Origin of the sequence: Sedimentibacter sp. LTW-03 (assembly GCF_052059825.1) — a bacterium.
Taxonomy (GTDB): Bacteria; Bacillota; Clostridia; order Tissierellales; family Sedimentibacteraceae; genus Sedimentibacter.
Window position 1 is genome coordinate 379,674 of the sequence record NZ_CP197180.1, and the last position, 19,000, is coordinate 398,673.

Annotated in this window: 22 protein-coding genes; 20 read left to right on the forward strand and 2 right to left on the reverse strand. The window is 35.6% G+C overall.

Annotation, left to right across the window (positions count from 1 at the left end):
* Positions 1–5: 5 nt before the first annotated feature.
* Together ACS3UD_RS01840 and ACS3UD_RS01845 are read left to right on the forward strand one after the other, a co-directional pair.
* Complete coding sequence (locus tag ACS3UD_RS01840; RefSeq protein WP_308138033.1) at positions 6–548, forward strand: beta-class carbonic anhydrase; 543 nt, start codon at positions 6–8, stop codon at positions 546–548.
* Between the two features lie 93 nt (positions 549–641).
* Positions 642–1,499: an AraC family transcriptional regulator gene (locus ACS3UD_RS01845; protein ID WP_308138032.1), complete on the forward strand. Its 858-nt coding sequence runs from the start codon at positions 642–644 to the stop codon at positions 1,497–1,499.
* Between the two features lie 90 nt (positions 1,500–1,589).
* Here ACS3UD_RS01845 and ACS3UD_RS01850 read toward each other — a convergent pair whose 3' ends face one another.
* Complete coding sequence (locus tag ACS3UD_RS01850) at positions 1,590–2,024, reverse strand: hypothetical protein (RefSeq protein ID WP_308138031.1); 435 nt, start codon at positions 2,022–2,024, stop codon at positions 1,590–1,592.
* A complete protein-coding gene (locus tag ACS3UD_RS01855) occupies positions 2,005–3,087 on the reverse strand; it encodes a sulfurtransferase (RefSeq protein WP_308138030.1) in 1,083 nt (360 codons plus the stop codon). Before ACS3UD_RS01855 ends, ACS3UD_RS01850 begins: the two co-directional genes overlap by 20 nt.
* A gap of 295 nt (positions 3,088–3,382) precedes the next feature.
* Here ACS3UD_RS01855 and ACS3UD_RS01860 point away from each other — a divergent pair, with 295 nt between their 5' ends.
* The 18 genes from ACS3UD_RS01860 to hypE all read left to right on the forward strand — a co-directional run bounded on the left by ACS3UD_RS01860 (position 3,383) and on the right by hypE (position 18,995).
* On the forward strand, positions 3,383–4,057 hold the full coding sequence (locus ACS3UD_RS01860) for a TVP38/TMEM64 family protein (protein WP_308138029.1): 675 nt from the start codon (positions 3,383–3,385) through the stop codon (positions 4,055–4,057).
* A gap of 46 nt (positions 4,058–4,103) precedes the next feature.
* Positions 4,104–5,036 carry a sulfurtransferase gene (locus tag ACS3UD_RS01865; RefSeq protein ID WP_308138028.1) on the forward strand — a complete coding sequence of 311 codons (933 nt, stop codon included), beginning with the start codon at positions 4,104–4,106 and terminating at the stop codon, positions 5,034–5,036.
* A gap of 11 nt (positions 5,037–5,047) precedes the next feature.
* Positions 5,048–5,764, forward strand: coding sequence for a TVP38/TMEM64 family protein (locus ACS3UD_RS01870; RefSeq protein ID WP_308138027.1), 717 nt, complete (start codon positions 5,048–5,050; stop codon positions 5,762–5,764).
* Positions 5,765–5,767: 3 nt separating this feature from the next.
* Positions 5,768–6,559, forward strand: a complete 792-nt coding sequence (locus ACS3UD_RS01875; RefSeq protein WP_308138026.1) for a (Fe-S)-binding protein — start codon at positions 5,768–5,770, stop codon at positions 6,557–6,559.
* Positions 6,552–7,151 carry a CDP-alcohol phosphatidyltransferase family protein gene (locus ACS3UD_RS01880; protein WP_308138025.1) on the forward strand — a complete coding sequence of 200 codons (600 nt, stop codon included), beginning with the start codon at positions 6,552–6,554 and terminating at the stop codon, positions 7,149–7,151. Before ACS3UD_RS01875 ends, ACS3UD_RS01880 begins: the two co-directional genes overlap by 8 nt.
* Positions 7,141–8,337 carry an ABC transporter substrate-binding protein gene (locus tag ACS3UD_RS01885; RefSeq protein WP_308138024.1) on the forward strand — a complete coding sequence of 399 codons (1,197 nt, stop codon included), beginning with the start codon at positions 7,141–7,143 and terminating at the stop codon, positions 8,335–8,337. The genes ACS3UD_RS01880 and ACS3UD_RS01885 overlap by 11 nt, the downstream gene beginning before the upstream one ends.
* Positions 8,324–9,175, forward strand: a complete 852-nt coding sequence (locus ACS3UD_RS01890; RefSeq protein WP_308138023.1) for an ABC transporter permease — start codon at positions 8,324–8,326, stop codon at positions 9,173–9,175. The genes ACS3UD_RS01885 and ACS3UD_RS01890 overlap by 14 nt, the downstream gene beginning before the upstream one ends.
* A complete protein-coding gene (locus ACS3UD_RS01895) occupies positions 9,172–9,954 on the forward strand; it encodes an ABC transporter permease (RefSeq protein WP_308138022.1) in 783 nt (260 codons plus the stop codon). The genes ACS3UD_RS01890 and ACS3UD_RS01895 overlap by 4 nt, the downstream gene beginning before the upstream one ends.
* The gene (locus tag ACS3UD_RS01900; RefSeq protein WP_308138021.1) at positions 9,951–10,718 is read left to right on the forward strand and encodes an ABC transporter ATP-binding protein; all 768 of its coding nucleotides are present in this window, start codon (positions 9,951–9,953) and stop codon (positions 10,716–10,718) included. Before ACS3UD_RS01895 ends, ACS3UD_RS01900 begins: the two co-directional genes overlap by 4 nt.
* 267 nt (positions 10,719–10,985) lie before the next feature.
* On the forward strand, positions 10,986–11,420 hold the full coding sequence (locus ACS3UD_RS01905) for a cytochrome b5 domain-containing protein (protein WP_308138020.1): 435 nt from the start codon (positions 10,986–10,988) through the stop codon (positions 11,418–11,420).
* Positions 11,417–12,304 (forward strand): hydrogenase small subunit, encoded by an 888-nt coding sequence (locus tag ACS3UD_RS01910; protein ID WP_308138019.1) that lies wholly within the window; start codon positions 11,417–11,419, stop codon positions 12,302–12,304. The genes ACS3UD_RS01905 and ACS3UD_RS01910 overlap by 4 nt, the downstream gene beginning before the upstream one ends.
* Before the next feature lie 13 nt (positions 12,305–12,317).
* Positions 12,318–13,727 (forward strand): nickel-dependent hydrogenase large subunit, encoded by a 1,410-nt coding sequence (locus ACS3UD_RS01915; RefSeq protein WP_308138018.1) that lies wholly within the window; start codon positions 12,318–12,320, stop codon positions 13,725–13,727.
* Complete coding sequence (locus tag ACS3UD_RS01920; RefSeq protein ID WP_440977721.1) at positions 13,724–14,188, forward strand: hydrogenase maturation protease; 465 nt, start codon at positions 13,724–13,726, stop codon at positions 14,186–14,188. The genes ACS3UD_RS01915 and ACS3UD_RS01920 overlap by 4 nt, the downstream gene beginning before the upstream one ends.
* Entirely contained in the window at positions 14,181–14,438 is a 258-nt protein-coding gene (locus tag ACS3UD_RS01925; protein ID WP_308138016.1) for a hypothetical protein, read from the forward strand. The genes ACS3UD_RS01920 and ACS3UD_RS01925 overlap by 8 nt, the downstream gene beginning before the upstream one ends.
* Positions 14,431–16,731 (forward strand): carbamoyltransferase HypF, encoded by a 2,301-nt coding sequence (gene hypF, locus ACS3UD_RS01930; RefSeq protein WP_308138015.1) that lies wholly within the window; start codon positions 14,431–14,433, stop codon positions 16,729–16,731. The genes ACS3UD_RS01925 and hypF overlap by 8 nt, the downstream gene beginning before the upstream one ends.
* A complete protein-coding gene (locus ACS3UD_RS01935) occupies positions 16,694–16,915 on the forward strand; it encodes a HypC/HybG/HupF family hydrogenase formation chaperone (RefSeq protein ID WP_308138014.1) in 222 nt (73 codons plus the stop codon). Before hypF ends, ACS3UD_RS01935 begins: the two co-directional genes overlap by 38 nt.
* Complete coding sequence (hypD, locus tag ACS3UD_RS01940) at positions 16,912–18,000, forward strand: hydrogenase formation protein HypD (protein ID WP_308138013.1); 1,089 nt, start codon at positions 16,912–16,914, stop codon at positions 17,998–18,000. The genes ACS3UD_RS01935 and hypD overlap by 4 nt, the downstream gene beginning before the upstream one ends.
* Positions 17,997–18,995 carry a hydrogenase expression/formation protein HypE gene (gene hypE / locus ACS3UD_RS01945; protein ID WP_308138012.1) on the forward strand — a complete coding sequence of 333 codons (999 nt, stop codon included), beginning with the start codon at positions 17,997–17,999 and terminating at the stop codon, positions 18,993–18,995. Before hypD ends, hypE begins: the two co-directional genes overlap by 4 nt.
* Positions 18,996–19,000: the final 5 nt, after the last annotated feature.

Below are 19,000 nucleotides of genomic sequence, written 5' to 3' on the forward strand. Positions count from 1 at the left end.
GAGTTATGATTGACGAAATGTTGCAGTTTAATAGGGCTTTCGTAGAAAATAAAGAGTATGAAAAGTATGTAACAAGCAAATATCCAGACAAAAAAGTTGCCATAGTTTCCTGTATGGATACGAGATTAACTAAATTACTGCCTTCGGCCCTGGGACTTAAAAATGGTGATGCAAAAATAATTCAAAATGCAGGAGGAGTCGTTTCACATCCTTTTGGAAGTGCAATGAGAAGTCTTCTCATAGGTATTTATGAATTAAATGTGAGGGAAATTTTGATAATTGGCCACACGGATTGCGGTGCTAGATATACAGATAGCAAAAAAATGATAGAAAAAATGAGAGAGCGTGGCATAACAAATGAAAATATTGATATGATTAAATATTTTGGTGTTGATTTTGATTCATGGCTGGGTGGTTTTATGGACTTGGATTTTTCTATTAAGAAATCTGTGGATATGATTCGCAATCACCCTCTTATACCGAAGGATATAAAGCTGTATGGACTTGTAATTAACTCTGTAACAGGAGAACTGAGAAGAGTAGTTTAATATTATTTTTTATATTAGACAAAAGATAACACAAAAAGTCGGGCATAGCCATTTAAAAAGAGTTAATCTATATTAGTAAGCAGGAGTGATGATATGGGTTGGATTGAAGAAATAAGTGAAGTTGTAAGCTATATTGAGGAGAATATTACAGAAGAAATAACTGTGGAGGATGTTGCGAAAAAAGCGTTTATGTCTCTCTTCTATTTTCAAAAGGGATTTGCAATGCTCTGCGGCTTTACAGTTGGAGAGTATATAAGAAAGCGCAGGCTTACACTTGCCGGCAGTGAGCTTGTTTCCACTGACAATAAAATAATTGATATTGCAATGAAATACGGATATGATTCACCGGACAGCTTCACAAAAGCATTTACCAGATTTCATGGTGTCACACCTACTTCTGTTCGTAAAGACGGAGCAATGATTAAATCATTTGCTCCTCTAAAAATCAAATTTTCATTGGAAGGCGGTTATGTTATGGATTACAAAATTGTTGAAAAAGATTCTTTTGTTGTTAGGGGTGTATCAAAGATGTTTAAGTATGAAGGTGCAGTTGCAGAAATTCCTAAGTTTTGGGCAGAGTATTATCAAGAGGGAAAGAAAAATCAAGTATGTGGAATGTACGGTATATGCATAGATGAGAGCATGGGCTCAGATGAATTTGAATATATGATTGCAGACAGTTTTAATGAAGCTGAAGAATTGCCAGAGGGGGTTATAACAAAAACTATTCCAAAGTACACTTGGGCTGTTTTTCCATGCACAGGTGCAATGCCAAAATCCTTACAGGATGTGAACAATAAAATTTATTCGGAATGGCTACCTAACTGTAGAGATTATGAAATTGCAGCAGGCCTCGACGTTGAAATGTATACAAATTCTGAGGATTATCTAAATGGAGTTAAGGATGAAAATTACTACAGTGAAATTTGGATTCCTGTTAAGAAAAAATAGATTGCGAGAGATAGAGTTTATAAATTAGCATAAAAATGAGACGTTCATGCACCGAACGTCTCATTTTTGCCAGTTAATTTATTAATCGATTTAATTTTTGATTTGATAAAGGCAATAGTATAAAATATGCTGAAATAGGGTCATTACTATGAAGCACATACTTACAATATAATAGGCACGATGAATCACCGTATTGTAAAACAGCAAGTAGTATACTGTCCATAAACTTATGGCTGTAGTTATTATGGCTGCTACTTTCACAGTTATGGAATTCTTCCTTTGTTTTTTATAAAGAATGCATGCAAAGATTATGAGAATAACTACGATTACCAATGCAATCCATTTCATTGCAGGAATATTTACTAGTCTTTCCCATTTTCCATTTAGATAAACAACGTGGCGCAGCATACCCATGCGAGTTTTGGTGTAGTAATGAGCTGCGTATGCTCCAATAACTGCAGCAATTTCTAATGCGCCGAACAAAAATATTAATATATAATAAATTTTATTTCGCTGCTTTATCATTAGGAAGTTCACCTACCGTTGTGTAGACTACTTCACCGGCATTTGGATCATTAAGTTGTACTGGAAGTTCATCATTCATTTGCCATTGATACCATCCGCCATCAAATACACTAATATTTGTATATCCGTTTTCATACATAATCAAGAACGGAATTGATGCTCGCCAGCCTGTTCCGCAGTAAAAAGCAAGGTGGTTATCTAAAGTAAAATCTAGGCCTTCCCATAGTTCTTTCATTTCATCCATTGTTATGCAAGTTCCGTCTTCATGGGTGTAATCTTCCATGTGATAAGGATCGCTTCCTGCTTTTCCCCAAACGGCGCCTTTTGGTTCGCCGGCTTTGTCAATGTATGAATAGCCACTTGTTTCCCCTTTGAATTCTTCATATGAACGAATGCTTACCAAACGGAAATTAGGATCTTCACTTACTTTTTTTGCGGCATCTTCAATTGATGTCCAGTATTCCGGATGTACCGGAACGGTTGCTCCAAAGTCTGTTGCGGGTGTTGCAGTGTTTGCAAATGTTTCTAATTCATATCCGGCATTTGTCCACGCATCCAGACCGCCGTCTAAAACTTTAACGTTTTCTACTCCTGCCCAAAGGTAAGCATACGCAACTCTTGCAGTTCCAGAAACATCAGCACCGTAAAGAATTACTGTCCTATCTTTTGTAATTCCAAGGTCAAGCATTGCCTGCGCAACTTCTTCGGGAGTTTTAATATTCCAATATGGTTCACCTTCGATACTTGATATGTCTACATGTACAGCGCCGGGTATATGGCCTGTATTGTAATCAGGGCTGTCATCAACAGTTCCCCAACTAGCTTCCAAAATAATATAATTATCTGATTCATTTTGATTTCCACCTATTACACTTTGCAACCATTGTGGTGTAACGAAAACTTTTTCTACATCAACAGCTTCTACTTCTTCTAATTGTTCCTCTTCAGCAGGTTTGTCAGTTGTAGGTTCATCGGTTGAGTCCTTCTGTTCTTGGCTGCATCCTGAAAATACACTTACCACTAGTATAAGAGCAAGAAACAGAGATATATACCTTTTATTCATTTTTAGCCTCCAAATAGTTTTTTTATAGCGTTAAAATACTAACAGTTAATAAATGTTAAGTCAAGCGAAGTAACCATGAATAAAAGTTATAAAAAAATAAAAAATATTTCCAAACTTTTATATGGTTCCAATTTTATCTAAATAATTAAAATTATTGTAATGGTATTTATAGTATTAATATAAAAAAAACTTCTATACTGCCTATTTCATATGAATTTATATTATTAGAATTAACTGTCTAATTGTGTTAATATAAGTGATAGACTTTGATAATTTATTAATTAAAGGTATGATAATGAAGAAAAAAATTTTTATAATACTTACTTTTTTAGTATTAATAATTGTAATTAAGCAATATAAAATATATGATTTTTTCAGTTTTGATAACATTAATGAGCTTAAGCTGTACATTAAATCATTTGGTATTATGGCACCTTGTGTGTTTATTGTAATGTTTGCTTTAGCCACTGTTTTATTTGTTCCCGGACTTCCAATAACAGTGTTGGCGGGAATAATATTTGGGGCATTTTGGGGTACTGTCTATGTGGTTATTGGATCAACAATAGGAGTTTCTTTGTCTTTTTTAATAGGCAGATACATAGGCAGGGATTCTGTAAAGAAAATGTCTGAGAAAAACGAACGTATGTCAAAACTTGATAGTTACATTAAGGAACACGGCAACACAATATTAATTATAAGCAGATTGATTCCATTGTTTCCGTTTAATTTGCAAAATTACGTCTACGGGATTACGGACATAAGGTTTAACACATATTTTTGGTATTCATTGATTTTTATGGTGCCAGGCACATTTATATACACTTGCTTTGGAGCGTTGGCTTACAGTTCGATGGCAATGGATAAAATAGTATTATATTCTAGTTTTTTATTAGTTGCCTTATGTGCACTTATTATACTTCCAAAGAAAATTTTCAACTTAAAATCTGAAATTGTGAACAATAATGAGTAATTAACATGAGAAATGTTAATATAAAAAACAATAGGAGAGAATGAAAATGAAAATTTCAAGGATTCTAGTATTAATTTTAGTGTTAAGTATGGTTGTAGCCGGATGTGCTGCTAATGAGCAGCCTGAAGTCACAGAACCTGTTGATTCAAATGAAGGCTCAGCTTTTGAAGGAAAATATCTGGTTAACGCTGAATATGTTAAATCAGCTTCAGGCAAAGATAATGTATTGTTAATTGATGCAAGAGGTGCAGATGCTGCAAAAGAAGGTACTGTTGAAGGTGCAATTGCAGTTGTTTGGCAAACGCTAGCTGATGTGGAAGGAAAACCGGGAGACCCAATGTGGGGGACAATTCTTGAACCTGCTACATTAAGCGAAACACTGAGCAATCTTGGAATAAGCAAGGATAAAGAAATAATTATATTTGGAGCAGCGCAGAAAGGCTGGGGAGATGAAGGAAGAATAGCTTGGGAATTAATAGCTGCGGGTTTCGAAAATGTAAAAATGGTTGACGGCGGATTTGCTTCTTTAAGTGATGCGGAATTAAATATAGTAAAAGGGGCAGCAGAACCTGTTCCTGCGGAAGTTGTTGTTTCTGAAATCAATAATGCACACAATATAAATACAGATGCATTAGCCGCTGATTATGACAGTTATAAGGTTGTTGATGTTCGTGCAGATGAAGAATACGAAGGGGAGGTTCTTTACGGAGAAGCAAATGGCGGATATTTACCGGGAGCTATCCATATTAAATATACAGACTTATTTAAGGAAGACGGCACTTTAAAATCCAACGAGGATATTACAAAAATATTTGCAGATGCAGGATTAAGCAAAGATGATAAAATTGTTACATACTGTACAGCTGGAATTAGATCTGCATATATGCAGCTTGTTCTGGAAATGGCCGGTTTTGAAAACTCATACAACTATGATGAATCTTTTTACAGATGGAGTGCAGTTAACGAATTAGAAAAATAATTAGGTGGAATATGAACAGTAATACATCGTTAAAAAACAAAAGAATAATTAAATATATACTTATTGCAATATTGGCATTAGTTGTGATATCTTATTTATTGATACCAGAGGTTAAATCTAAAATTAACTGGCTTTTCATGCTTTTCAGCTCTATGAGCGTTGACATGATAATTGGATATGTAAGGTCCTTTGGTGTCTATGCTGCTGTTGTATCATTTTTTCTGATGATGTTTCAATCATTGGCAGCGCCGTTGCCTGCGTTTTTGATAACATTTGCCAATGCAGCAGTATTCGGATGGTGGCAGGGTGCAATTTTATCTTGGACCAGTTCAATGGCAGGAGCAGCGCTGTGCTTTTATATAGCAAGAATATTGGGACGAGATGCAGTTGAAAAAATTACGAGTAAGTTTGCTCTTGAAAGTGTGGATGGATTTTTTGATAAGTACGGGAAACACACCATAATAATTTGTAGGTTGCTTCCTTTTATATCCTTTGACTACATAAGTTATGCAGCAGGACTTACATCAATAGGTTTCATACCGTTTTTTGTAGCGACAGGTATAGGACAGCTGCCTGCAACAATAATTTATTCCTACGTTGGTGGAATGCTTACAGGTGGGGCGCAAATGTTTGTAACTGCCCTGTTAATATTGTTTGCACTGAGTATTTTAGTTATTTTAGTGAAACATTTATACAATGACAGACAAAATAAAACGAAAGAACTATAAACTATGAACTACAGAGAATTAATTGTTAAAAATCATCAATTGATGAGCTATAGTAAAATATTTGCTAATATACAACCGGGCCGGGATATTTTTTGGCCCGGCTGTGCTGTTTTATCTCTTGGAAAAGAAATAACCGAGAAATCGTATAACCTTCTTAAAAAGAAAGTGCCCGGACTTGCTTACAGCACATATTGCTGCGGTAAGCCGTCAAAGCATATATATAATGGCGATGGCTATAAAAAAATAGAAGATAATCTGCACAAATTGTTTGAAGAAAACAAAGTAAAAAACATATACACACTGTGCCCAAACTGTTTTGTAACACTGTCAGAATACAAAGAAGTCAATGTGCATTCAGCATGGGCAATAATAGATGAAATTTTCCCACAGGAAAAATACAATATTTTGAAAGGCGAAGCTTATTCACTTCATGATCCCTGTCCAATAGTCAATGACATAGAGGCAGCGGAGCATGTTAGAAATATTTTAAATAAACTTGGAGTTGAAGTGCTGGAATTTAAAAACAACAGGGAAAATACAGTTTGCTGCGGCAAGAAAAATATGCTTATGGCACTGTATCCTGAAAAGGGCAAAAAGCTTTTTGAACTTCGCGCATCACAAGCACCTTCAAAAAAGATAGTTACTTATTGCGCTTCATGCAGGGATACTTTTAAACAAAACTCCTACGATTCTAAACACGTACTTGAGCTGTTGTTTGAAACGGAATCCTCATCGTCTTGGGTGAATAGATTTAATGCGGTAAGTTTTATTAAGAAGGAGCAAGGCAATGCTTGACACATATGGCAGAAAATATTTAGATAAATATTTTGACATAACATCGAAGTTTTTTATTAATTCAAAGTTTAAACCCACACAAGTCACATGCATTGCTTTGGTTGTGGGAATCTTAGCAAGCATAATGTATTATTTTAATAACATTCTTGCAGCAATAATACTGTTGTGGTTTTCAGGATTTTTAGATGCTGTAGACGGGGCAATGGCAAGAAAAATGAATTTAATTACTAAATCCGGAACGTTGTTGGATATTTGTTTTGACAGAGTGGTTGAACTAACTTTTATAGTTGTGTTTGCACTTAAGCACCAAGAATCTACCTTTGCATTTCTCTGTCTGACTTGTGCAATAGTTCTTTCAATGTCAGTATTTTTAACTTCAGGCATGTTGATGACGAACAATGGGAAGAAAAGCTTTCGCTATCAGGCAGGCCTCATGGAAAGAACTGAAGGATTTATAATGTTTACTGTTATGATGATATTAAATTCCTTTATGAAAGAAATAGCATTTATATATGCCGGATTGGTATTGTTTACTGCAATACAAAGACTTATAGAAGCTATAAAAGCGTTGGAGGAAATTCATGAGAAATAAAATAATAATAATTGGATTAATAGTGTTTATTATTTTAGGAGCAATATTTGCTAATAGGCCCAAAGAAGATAATACAGTAACCATATACGGTTGGGGCGGTGATCAGAGAGTCAATGAATGGATTGACAGCAAACTGGCGCCATATGCATTGGAGAACTACGGTGTTGAAGTCGTTCGTGTTCCAATGAATATTGATGAAATTTTAATGAAGCTTACTAATGAGAAAAATTACAGCAACAATGGCTCTATTGATGTTATATGGATTAACGGAGAAAATTTTTATTATGCTAAACAGTATGATTTATTGTACGGGCCATTTTTGGATAAAATAGAAAACGCGCAAAAATATGTGGATTTAAAAGGACCTGAGGCAACTGTGGATTTCGGATATCCAACAGAAGGATACGAAGCGCCTTGGGGAAAAGCTCAGTTTGTTTTTGTTCATGACAAGGAACTGTTGCCTGAACCACCAGAAAATTCTCAAGAGCTAAAAGAGATGCTTATAAATAATCCGGGTGCATTCACGTATCCTGAAGCTACTGATTTTGTGGGTTCTGCTTTTGTACGAACTGTTATATACGATATTGTAGGCTATGAAAATGTTAAGGATCTTCCAGCAGATTATGAAACAGTTAAAGAAGCTGTAATGCCTGCAATGAACTATTTGAATGAAATAAAACCATATCTTTGGAAGGAAGGAAAAACATATCCAAAGGATTCTGCTCAGCTTGACGGCTTATATCAGGATAAGGAAATTTATATAGCAATGGATTACAATGCAAACAAAGCATTGAGTAAAGTGATGGACAAGAGCTGGAGCGAAAGCACAGAAACATTTGTGTGGGAAAATGGAACACCTTTCAATACTCATTATCTGGCAATAGCAGCTAATGCACCACATGTTGAAAATTCCATGAAGCTAATTGAAGCTGCGCTTTCTCCGGAAATGCAAATATCAAAAGCAGATTTGAGCGGATGGGGAGACCTTCCGGTTTTAGAATATGATAACTTAAGTGAAGATGAACAAAAAAGTCTTGATGAATCATTAACACCTTCAGAGCAATATAAAAATAGTATTTTAGCCTATGATGAACTGTCCGATCACAAGCAACCTGAATTAAAAGCTGATTTGGTAAACATTATAGAAAAAGTTTGGGAGGATGTGGTTCTTTTTGGAGAACAATAAAATAAGTAACACAATTTTAGTAATGCCTTCATTTTTAATTGTGTTTTCCATTACAGCATATGTTCTAATAAATACTTTAAAGGAAAGCTTAGGTTTAATTCCTGAGCTTTTTTTAAATGAATTAACCTTTAAATACTATGCAAATCTTTTTACGGACAAGATATTTGTGAGTAGTTTTTTGTACAGTATTTTTGTTGCTTTAACATCAGCTTTGTTGTCGGCTGTGTTTGGCACATATTTAGGATATGTTGTTGCTAAATCAAAAAATTCATTTGTAAATGTTTCATACAGGTTTCCGATTTTTTTGTCTTATGTTGCTGCAGCGGTTTTAATTTACAATACATACAGCGATAAAGGACTTTTGTTTCACATGTTTCAATTTTTGGGGTTTGAAATAAAAAATTTAAATATTATTTATAATTCAAAGGGATTGGCCGTTATTTTGCTCAATGTGTTTAAAGGAGTTCCATTTATTGCACTTTCTGTTTATCCCATATTGTTAAAAACCGATGATGCATATAAGGAAGCTGCAAGAAACCTTGGCTGTACAAATATTATGTATGTAAGAAAAATTTTACTGCCCCTTTGCAAAAGAGCAATACTTTCTTCTGCTTTAGTTGTATTTAATTATAATTTATTTGCATACGAAGGTTTTTATTTTTTAGGACCATCAAATCCTCCTTCAATGGGAGTGCTTGTATATAATAATTATATAAATCCGGATATGACATACCGTGCCTACGGCATGACAATGAACATGGTTATGATAGCAATTTCTTTATTGCTTTGTGTTTTATACTACAGGCTTTTAAAAAGTGAGAATGAAGGTGCAATATGAAAATATTAAATAAAATTATATTTATTGTTATTATGATATTTCTTTTGTTACCTCTTGTATCAATGATTTTATGGTCGTTTTTTTCAAGTTGGGGAGCTGAAAATCTGCTTCCGCAAAATTTTACAATAAGAGGTTTTGCATATTTTTTTAATTCTCAAGACTGTATAATTGCATTAAAGTCAGTGGTGTATTCATTGCAGGTAGCATTTATTTCTTTGATTTTAAGCATAATGCTTTCTAGATTTTTTATAACAACGGATTTTAAATATAAAATTCAGCTTGAAAGCTTGTTTTACCTTCCAATGCTTCTACCTGTTGTCAGCGTATGCATTGGAAGCCATAAAATGTTTCTTAGCTTATTTTCCGGATGCAGTGGACTCATAGTAATATTGCTTCACATATATTTTTCTCTGCCTTATTCCTTTAAAATAGTTTATTCATGCTATGAAGTTTGGGGAATTGAGCAGGAGCACATAGCCAGAGGTCTGGGTGCTTCAAGGTGGAAGTCTTTTTATTTAATCAATGTGCCAATTTATTTAAAGGGTTATGTTACAAGCTTTATTATGGCATTTATAATTTCGTATTCACAGTACTTTATAAATTTCTTCATAGGAGATTCAAGGTTTGTAAATTTCTCCATGATAATGACACCTTACATTACAGGTTCTGACAGAAACATTTCATCAGTGTATACTTTAATGTACATATTGTATGGTATAATAGTAATGGCACTATGTTCGCTAATTGAAAAATCATTTAACAAAGGAAAAATACTATGAGCTTTTTAGCTTTAGAAAATATAAATTATTCTATAGGAAAAAATAAACTTTTAAAAAATATCAACTTAAATATTGAAAAAGGACAGTTGTTTTCCATATTAGGGCCCAGCGGAGCAGGCAAGACAACTGCACTGAGGGTAATCACAGGAGCTATTGCCCCTGACAGCGGCAGGGTTATATTGGACAATAACGCTATAAATCATGTGCCCATGGAAAAAAGGCAGATTGTTATGGTTCATCAATCAAATAAACTGTTTCCTCACTTAAGTGTGCAGGATAATATTCAGTTTGGAATGAAGATGAAGAAATTAAGCCAAAGCCGTATTGATAAAAAGACAGATGAATTAATGGACTTTTTTAATATGAATGGACATTTAAACAAATATCCTTCACAGCTTTCAGGCGGTCAGCAGCAAATGGTGGCTTTAATGAGGGCAGTGGCTGTTGAACCAAAGGTACTGCTCTTAGATGAACCCTTCACAGGTCTTGACAATAATCTGAAAATTTATATTCGTGATTTTATTTTAAAAATACATAAGAAATTTAATACAACCATTGTTATGATCACCCACGACAAAGAAGATGCATTTTTAATGAGCGACAAAATAGCTTTTATGTTTGATGGTGAAATAGTGTTAACAGAATCGCCTGAGAATTTGTGCAAAAAAACAAATGTAAGTGCGGTGAACAATTTTCTTGGGGACATAATATTGCTAGATGACGGAAAAATTGTGTTTTCTGATAAAATAGTTAGCATAACGTAAGATTTATAATTTAATCGCCTTGTACTAACATAAAAAAGACTGTCTAAATAAAGAAGGACAGTCTTTTTGTTCAACTATTTAGCTTAGAACAACCCTTCAATTGAGAGGTTGTTTTTTATATTTAGGAAACCTGAATTATTTAAACAAGAATTTCACTCTTAATGATATCATCTGCGGTAAAACGGAAAGGGCAATTGCCACAAACACATTTAAATTTATATAGAATATAATGTACTAATTTTGAATAAGCATATAAGGAGATTATACATGAAAAATAGTGAAATTTTGATAAATTTAATAAACGATAATTTAAATGAAATAAATGACATAATCGATTGTTTATATATAACCCCAAATTCTTGCGCTAAAAATAAGCTTTTAAATCGCCTGCGCAAAAATATATCCAATATTACCACTCTGGTTCAAGGTCTGGAGGATAGTGATAGTACTAATATTTTACAACCAGATACAACCAGAATATTTACGGAAGCTGAACTATCAACATATAACGGCAGGAACGGAAATCCGGCGTATGTGGCAGTAAATGGCGTTGTATATGATATAACGAATAATGCGGCTTGGGGAGGAGCGACTCATTTTGGACTTTCGGCCGGTACTGACGTAACCAATCAGTTTGCTTCATGTCACGCAGGTCAGCCGGTTCTAAATAAATTGAAGGTGGTTGGGAAGATGGTAGAATGAATGAAAAAATTAGTATTTGTCCGAATTTTTACACTAGGTTAGAGACGACATCTTTGCTTGTTCATAAAGTAATAGATTCTGTTAAACAAAATAAAATAAAAAAAAGAAATTTAATATGGTTTGAGCTTACAGGATGTTCAGGAAATATTATTTCCCTTCTGGATGGGGCAAACCCGGATTTTAAAAGTCTGGCCACTCAAATGGTAAATTTTATTTATGACAATAGTCTAATGGCAGCTGAAGGTGAAGACGCCATGGAAAAATTGTTTAGTGTTATCGATGACGACTACATATTAGCTGTTGAGGGCGCTGTTTCGACGAAGAATAACGGATTGTACAATATTATCGGAAGGTGGAGAGGCCAGCCTGTAACTGCATATGACGCAATTAAAAAATTTGGGGAAAAGGCTGCTTATGTTATAGCTGTGGGTACATGTGCTTCCGACGGAGGTATTTCTGCGGCAAGGCCAAATCCGGCTCAATGTGTGGGCATTCAAAGCTTACTAAACAAAAAGGTTATAAAGCTTCCGGGTTGTCCATGTCACCCTGACTGGTTTATGGGAACACTTGCTTACATAATGCTTTTTGGAGAACCGGAATTGGATAGCAGGCAACGTCCGATTATGCTTTATAGCACGTTAATTCATGATATATGTCCAAGGAGAAAATATTTTGACAGCGGGATTTTTGCATCGAAACTTGGAGAAAAAACCTGCATGTTTAAGATTGGATGCAGAGGTCCGGTCACAAGAGTTGACTGCCCCGTCAGAAAGTGGAATGAGGGTGTAAACTGGCCTATTGAGGATGATAGTCCTTGCATTGGCTGTGCCATGTTTGGGTTTCCTGATAAAATGGAACCATTTATTAGTTACGATACTACATAGGAGAGCTGAAAAAATGAAGAGAGTAAAAATTAGTCCTGTTACCCGAATTAGCGGGTTTATGGAAATCGATGCGATCATTGGCAATAATACTGTAACAGATGCAAAAACAGAAGGTTTGCTTTTCAGGGGCTTTGAAAAAATGCTGGAGGGGAGAAGCCCCTTTGATGCCGTATATTTTACTCAAAGAATATGCGGTATTTGTTCAGCTGCTCATTCAATGGCATCAACTCTGGCGCTGGAGGATGCTTTTGGTATTATTCCTTCTCAACAGGGCAGATATTTGAGAGATATAATTCATGGATGCGAATTTCTTCAAAACCACATAAGACATTTTTATCAGTACACGGCACCTGATTTTATAAAGCTGCCTGAAGGCAATACGCTTTTTGAAACTAACCACAATGACTTTAGGTTGCCAAAACAAAAAAATGATTTAATTGTACAGCATTATTTTGATTCTCTCGTGTATAGCAGAAATGCGCATGAAATGCTGGCTGTTTTAGGAGGAAAAGCTCCGCATAACCATGGAGTTTTTATCGGCGGAATTACATCGCAGGCAACGCAGGAGAAAATATTGCAGTTACGATCTCTTCTGCAAAATATTAGAGAATTTATCTGCAATAAAATGATACCCGATGCTTATACCATTGCTGAATACTATGAAGAGTATTTTAGAATTGGACGAGGTTACGGAAATCTTCTCAGTTTTGGCTGTTTTAATGAATATGAAAAGCTTGGAACTCTTTATGTTAATCCTTTAGCGTACAGCGGAGGCAAGATTGTGGAACTTAATCCGGCAGAAATTACTGAAAATATTTACTCATCATGGTACATAGCAAACGAAGATACTTATACGCCATATCAAACAATTCCTGAACCTGATATGGATAAAATTGATGCATACTCGTGGGTGAAAGCTCCAAGGTATAGAGGACTTCCTTATGAGGTTGGGCCGTTGGCAAGAATGTGGCTTTGCGGCGAATACAGAAACGGAATATCTACAATGGACAGAACTTTGGCCAGAGTTCTTGAAGCCGCAAAAATAGCAGATATTATTCTTACGCTTCTTAATAACGTTATTCCAGGAATTTCTGTTCAAAAAGAATATGAAGTCCCTGAGAATGCTAAAGGTGCAGGTTTGATTGACACTACGCGAGGGGCTTTGGGTCATTGGATGAAAATTGAAAACAGCGTAATATCGCTTTATCAGATTATCACTCCATCTGCATGGAATCTTTCAACGAGAAGTGAAGATAATTTACCTGGCCCTGGAGAAAAGGCGTTGATTGGTACAATAATACAGAACACAGACTCTCCGGTAGAGATTGGAAGAATTATACGCTCCTTTGACCCATGTGTTTCTTGTGCTACTCACGTTTATACAAATGGTAGTTTAATTAAAACTATGAAGGTAGTGCCATGAAACGGATGTTTGTGATAGGTATTGGAAGCTGTGTTATGCGTGACGATGGAATAGGATCAAAGGTTGTTGGTGCTATTCAAGATAATCTCAGCACGCGTGGTATTGATTCATTAGTTGGAGAAACAGATTTTCAATGTTGTTTTGATGAAATTAAGCCTGAGGATTTTTTAATTATAATTGATGCTATGACACAGGAAAAAGAACCTGGCAGTGTTGATATAATGCTTCTCAGTTACGCATTAAAAAATCGCCGAAGGTTACGTACACAACACGAATTCAGCCTTTTTGACTTAATTGACTTGTATCATCCGAAATCACAAGGTTATTTAATTGGTATTGAAGCAGCTGAAATAGGCTTTGGATTTGAGCTAAGCGAACCGCTTCAAAAATCATTTGATAAGATTTGCAATATTGTTTTAACAACAATTTTAAATATAAAGGAGGAAATTGACAATGCATGATACACACTTGATAGAAAAAATATATCAATCTATTATTACTCTTTGCGAACAAAATGGAATTGTTAAAATAAATGAAATAAATATTGAAGTTGATGAAGGCAGCCATATTGAAGGACCACATCTTTTATCTCATTTGAAAGATCGTGACAGTGTTATGTTTGGTGAATGGACAGTCATAAATGTTGAGCATAAACCTTATGAAAAACTTACGGCTATTATTAAAAATATTGATGGGGATGTCTTTGAATAATATAAAAAGGTACGTTATAACTCTGGCAGGAATTGTACAAGGGGTTGGATTTCGCCCTTTTGTATACAGAACTGCAGAAGGGCTTCAGCTCAAAGGATGGGTTGAAAACCATGGCTCAAAAGTTATAGTAGACGTTGAGGGAAATGAAGGAAGTATCAAAGAGTTTATTCGAATACTTCAAAATGAGTATCCTAGTAATGCTGTAATTGCAGATTTTCAGATGAGATTACAACAAGTTTGTGGATACACTGACTTTTCAATTAAAACCAGCAGGGCTGATGACAATACAGCAAATTTTTTGTCTGCTGATATAGCTGTGTGTGAAAGCTGTTTAAAAGAATTTAACGCATTAGGCAACAAACGGTTTAAGTATCCTTTTATAAGCTGTACAGATTGCGGGCCAAGATACTCTATTATAAACAGCCTTCCCTATGACAGAGAAACCATTTCTATGTCTAAGTTTAAAATGTGTTCACAATGCCAAGGTGAATACAGCGCTAAAGATAACCGACGGTTTCACGCACAAACAAATTGCTGCTCTGACTGCGGGCCAATGCTGGAGCTGCTAGATGATCAAGGTAACAGGGTGGATTCGCTTGATTGCATAAGTCTTGCCAGGGAATTGATTCATAAAGGTAAAATTCTTGCTGTGAAAGGAATAGGAGGATATCACCTATGCTGCAACGCAGAAGATTCAGAGGTAGTGCAAAAACTTCGAAAACTTAAACACAGACCACATAAACCGCTGGCAATAATGGCTCGCAATATGGAATCAATTCATAGAATTTGTGAGGTATCAAAAAAAGAAAAAGAAATCTTAACAGGAAGCAAGAAACCAATCTTATTGCTGCGCAAGAAATCACCGGAGTATTTACCTCAAGATATTGCACCGAATCAAAAAAGTCTTGGAGTTATGTTGCCTTATACACCCCTCCATTTTCTTCTTTTTCAAGATGAAATTGACTATCTTGTTATGACTAGCGGAAATATCAGCGGCTCTCCCATATGCTACCAAGATGATATTGCTGTAAAAACTCTTAGTGCTGTTGCAGAATACTTTTTGGTGCATAATCGTGAGATAATTGTGCCGGTGGATGATGCGGTAGTAAAAGTTGCAGATGAGCATGAGGTGCTTGTTCGATGTGGGCGCGGGTACGCCCCTTTGACAATACATATAGAAATAAAGAACAGGATATTGGCAGTGGGACCTGAGCAAAAATGTTCTGTATGCATTACTGAAAATGGTTTTGCTACAGCAAGCCAGTACATAGGGGATCTAAACGAGTATAAAACGTATAAAGTTTTTAGCAGGCAAATTGAGCATTTTAAAAGTTTGTTTAATTATCATCCAGATATTTACGCTTGCGATTTAAATCCGGATTATATTTCTACACGTTATGCAAAGGAACAAGTAGGCGAAAAAATAGCAGTTCAGCATCATCATGCGCACATGGCTGGCTGCATGGCTGAAAATAAATTGTCGCATAAGGTGATTGGCGTAATATACGATGGAACAGGCTTGGGTACAGATGGTTCGGTATGGGGAGGAGAATTCCTTGTAGGTTCATTATCTGAATATAAAAGGGCAGGCCATTTAAATTATGTAACGCTTCAAGGAGGCGACAGTGCAGTAAAAGAACCGTGGAGGTGCGCCGCATCCTATCTATTATCTATTGGTGTTGATTCTCATGAATTTTTACGCAAAATAGATCCCTTTGTTTTGGATGCGGTTAATTCTGCAATTAAAAATAAAATTAAATGCTTTGAATCCTCCAGCATGGGAAGATTTTTTGACTGTGTTGCAGCACTATGCGGGTTTCAAGCACAAATAACTTATGATGCACAAGCTGCTATTGAATTAGAAAGCATAGCTGATAAAGAAGTTTGTAACTTTTATAAATATTCAATTAATGATACCGAAGATGGTTTTGTGCTGGAATATGAAGATATTCTAAAAGATATTATAAGAGACATTAGAAATAAAGAACCAAAGTTCATTATATCATCAAAATTTCATAACACCTTAGTTGAAGCCACAGCTGAATGTGTATGCAAAATTTACGAAAAAACAGCAATAAAAGATATTGTGCTGAGCGGAGGAGTTTTTGAAAATACATACTTACTTGAAAAACTTATATTTAAGCTTAGAAATTTGAAATTTAACGTTTATTATAATCGGCTTACACCATCAAATGACGGAGGAATTTCTTTCGGACAGGCGGTGGCGGCTGGTGCTATTTTGAAGGAGAATAATTATGTGCCTTGCGATTCCGGCAAAAGTAATCAATATTAATGAACCCCATGCGGAGGTAGATATAATGGGGGTTAGAAAAGAAGTAAATATTTTGTTAATCGACAAGCCAAGAGTTGGTGATAAAGTCATGGTGCATGCAGGATTTGCTATAAATAGAATTGACGACGAGTATTTTAATTTTCTTAAAAATGCTCTTCAAGATATGTTGAGGGGTATGCAATGATAGAAGAAGATAAACTGTTAATTGGAAAAACTGTTGAAAAAATTAACAAAACTATTACCGAAGATATTCGCATAATGGAAATTTGCGGCACACATACACATCAAATTGCCAGATTTGGAATCAAAAAAATTCTTTCTCCAAAAATCCGCCTTGTTTCAGGGCCCGGCTGCCCGGTATGTGTAACTGAAGCAGGTTATATTGATGCGCTAATAAAGCTATTAAACTATGAAAATGTTGTAGTAGCTTCATTTGGAGATCTTTTGAGAGTCAGCGGTTCATGCGGCAACTTGGAAGAACAGATCACTTTAGGGAAAAAGGTGGTAACAGTCTATTCACCTGAAGATGTGCTTAATCTTGCACAAAGGCGAAAAGGTGAAAATATTGTATTTGCAGCGGTTGGCTTTGAAACTACAGCACCTTTGTACGCAGCATTAATTAAAATGGCGCGGAAACAAAAAATTAATAATTTATTTCTGCTAACGTCACTTAAGCGAATGGAGCCTGTAATAAGATTTATTTTGGAAAAAGGCAGCGTTAATTTTGATGCAATGCTTTGTCCCGGCCATGTTGCTGCCATAACTGGCACAGCTCCTTTTTTGCCAATAACCACTGTTTATAATATGCCCGCAGTCATATGCGGCTTTGAGGCAATGGATATTATTGCATCCATAAGCATTTTATGCAGGCAGCTTACAGGAGAAGTGCCTGTTCAACTCATGAACACATATAAAAGATGCGTATGTGATGCAGGAAATACGCTGGCTCTCCATCTTATAAACGAAGTGTTTCAAATATCTGATGCAAATTGGAGAGGTATTGGAATAATAATAGATTCTGCTTTTACAATAAACAGTGACTTTGAAGAATATGACGCTTTAAAAAAATTTAATATTGAAATACAATCAAGTCCTAATGTTTTCCTCAATCAATGTGATTGTGGGAAAGTACTAATAGGAGAAAAAACGCCGGATATGTGTGTGAACTTTGGACGCAAATGTTCTCCTGAGCATCCTATAGGACCATGTATGGTTTCTTCAGAAGGGGCATGCGCAGCGTACTACAGATATGGAGGTAATAAAGTTTGAATCAACGAATTATGCTTCGACACGGCGACGGAGGCCTATTAACAAATAATCTAATCAGGGATATTTTTTATAAGTATTTTGACAATGAAATTCTTACAGGATATCAAGATTCTGCTATTTTTCAAATGAAGGCAGGACGGCTTGCGTTTACCACAGACAGCTTTGTGGTAAAGCCAATTTTTTTCCCGGGCGGAGATATCGGAAAGCTCGCCGTATGCGGGACAGTCAATGATCTGACATCGGCAGGAGCGGTTCCTCTGTATCTCAGTGCGGGTTTTGTCATAGAAGAAGGGTTTGAAATTGAAAAACTGGATTTGATTGCTTCATCTATGAGCAGTATTTGTAAAAAAGCCGGAGTCAAAATTGTGGCTGGGGATACTAAAGTGGTGGAAAAAGGGTCGGCAGACGGAATCTATATCAATACCTCTGGTATTGGAAAAGTACATAAATTTTTTAACCCAAGAAAAATAACATCAGGTGATGAGATTATACTTACGGGAACTGTAGGCGAACATGGGACCGCAATTTTACTTAAAAGATATGAGCTTGGTTTAAAGGGAGACTTTACAAGTGACTGCAATCCTCTTTCAGAGATTGTTTCTGTTCTTGGCGATGGTATTAAGCATGTGAAGCTTATGCGAGACCCTACCCGTGGAGGTGTTGCAAATGCGCTTTGCGAAATATCCGACAGTTATAATATTGGAGCTATAATAGAAGAGGAGAAGTTACAAATAAGACCGGCTGTTAAATCTGTCCATGAACTTCTGGGTACAGATCCCCTATACTTTGCCTGTGAGGGCAGGATGATACTCGTTGTTGAAAAAGGGTTTGGTACAAAAATCCTTAATTGTATTAATATGTTAGATGATTGCCAAAACTCACAAATAATTGGAAAATTTGATGATTTATACAGTAAGGTATGTGTAAGGACGTGGCTCGGAGGGGAACGGATACTTGCTATACTTGAGAATCAAATGATATCGAGAATTTGCTGATTATT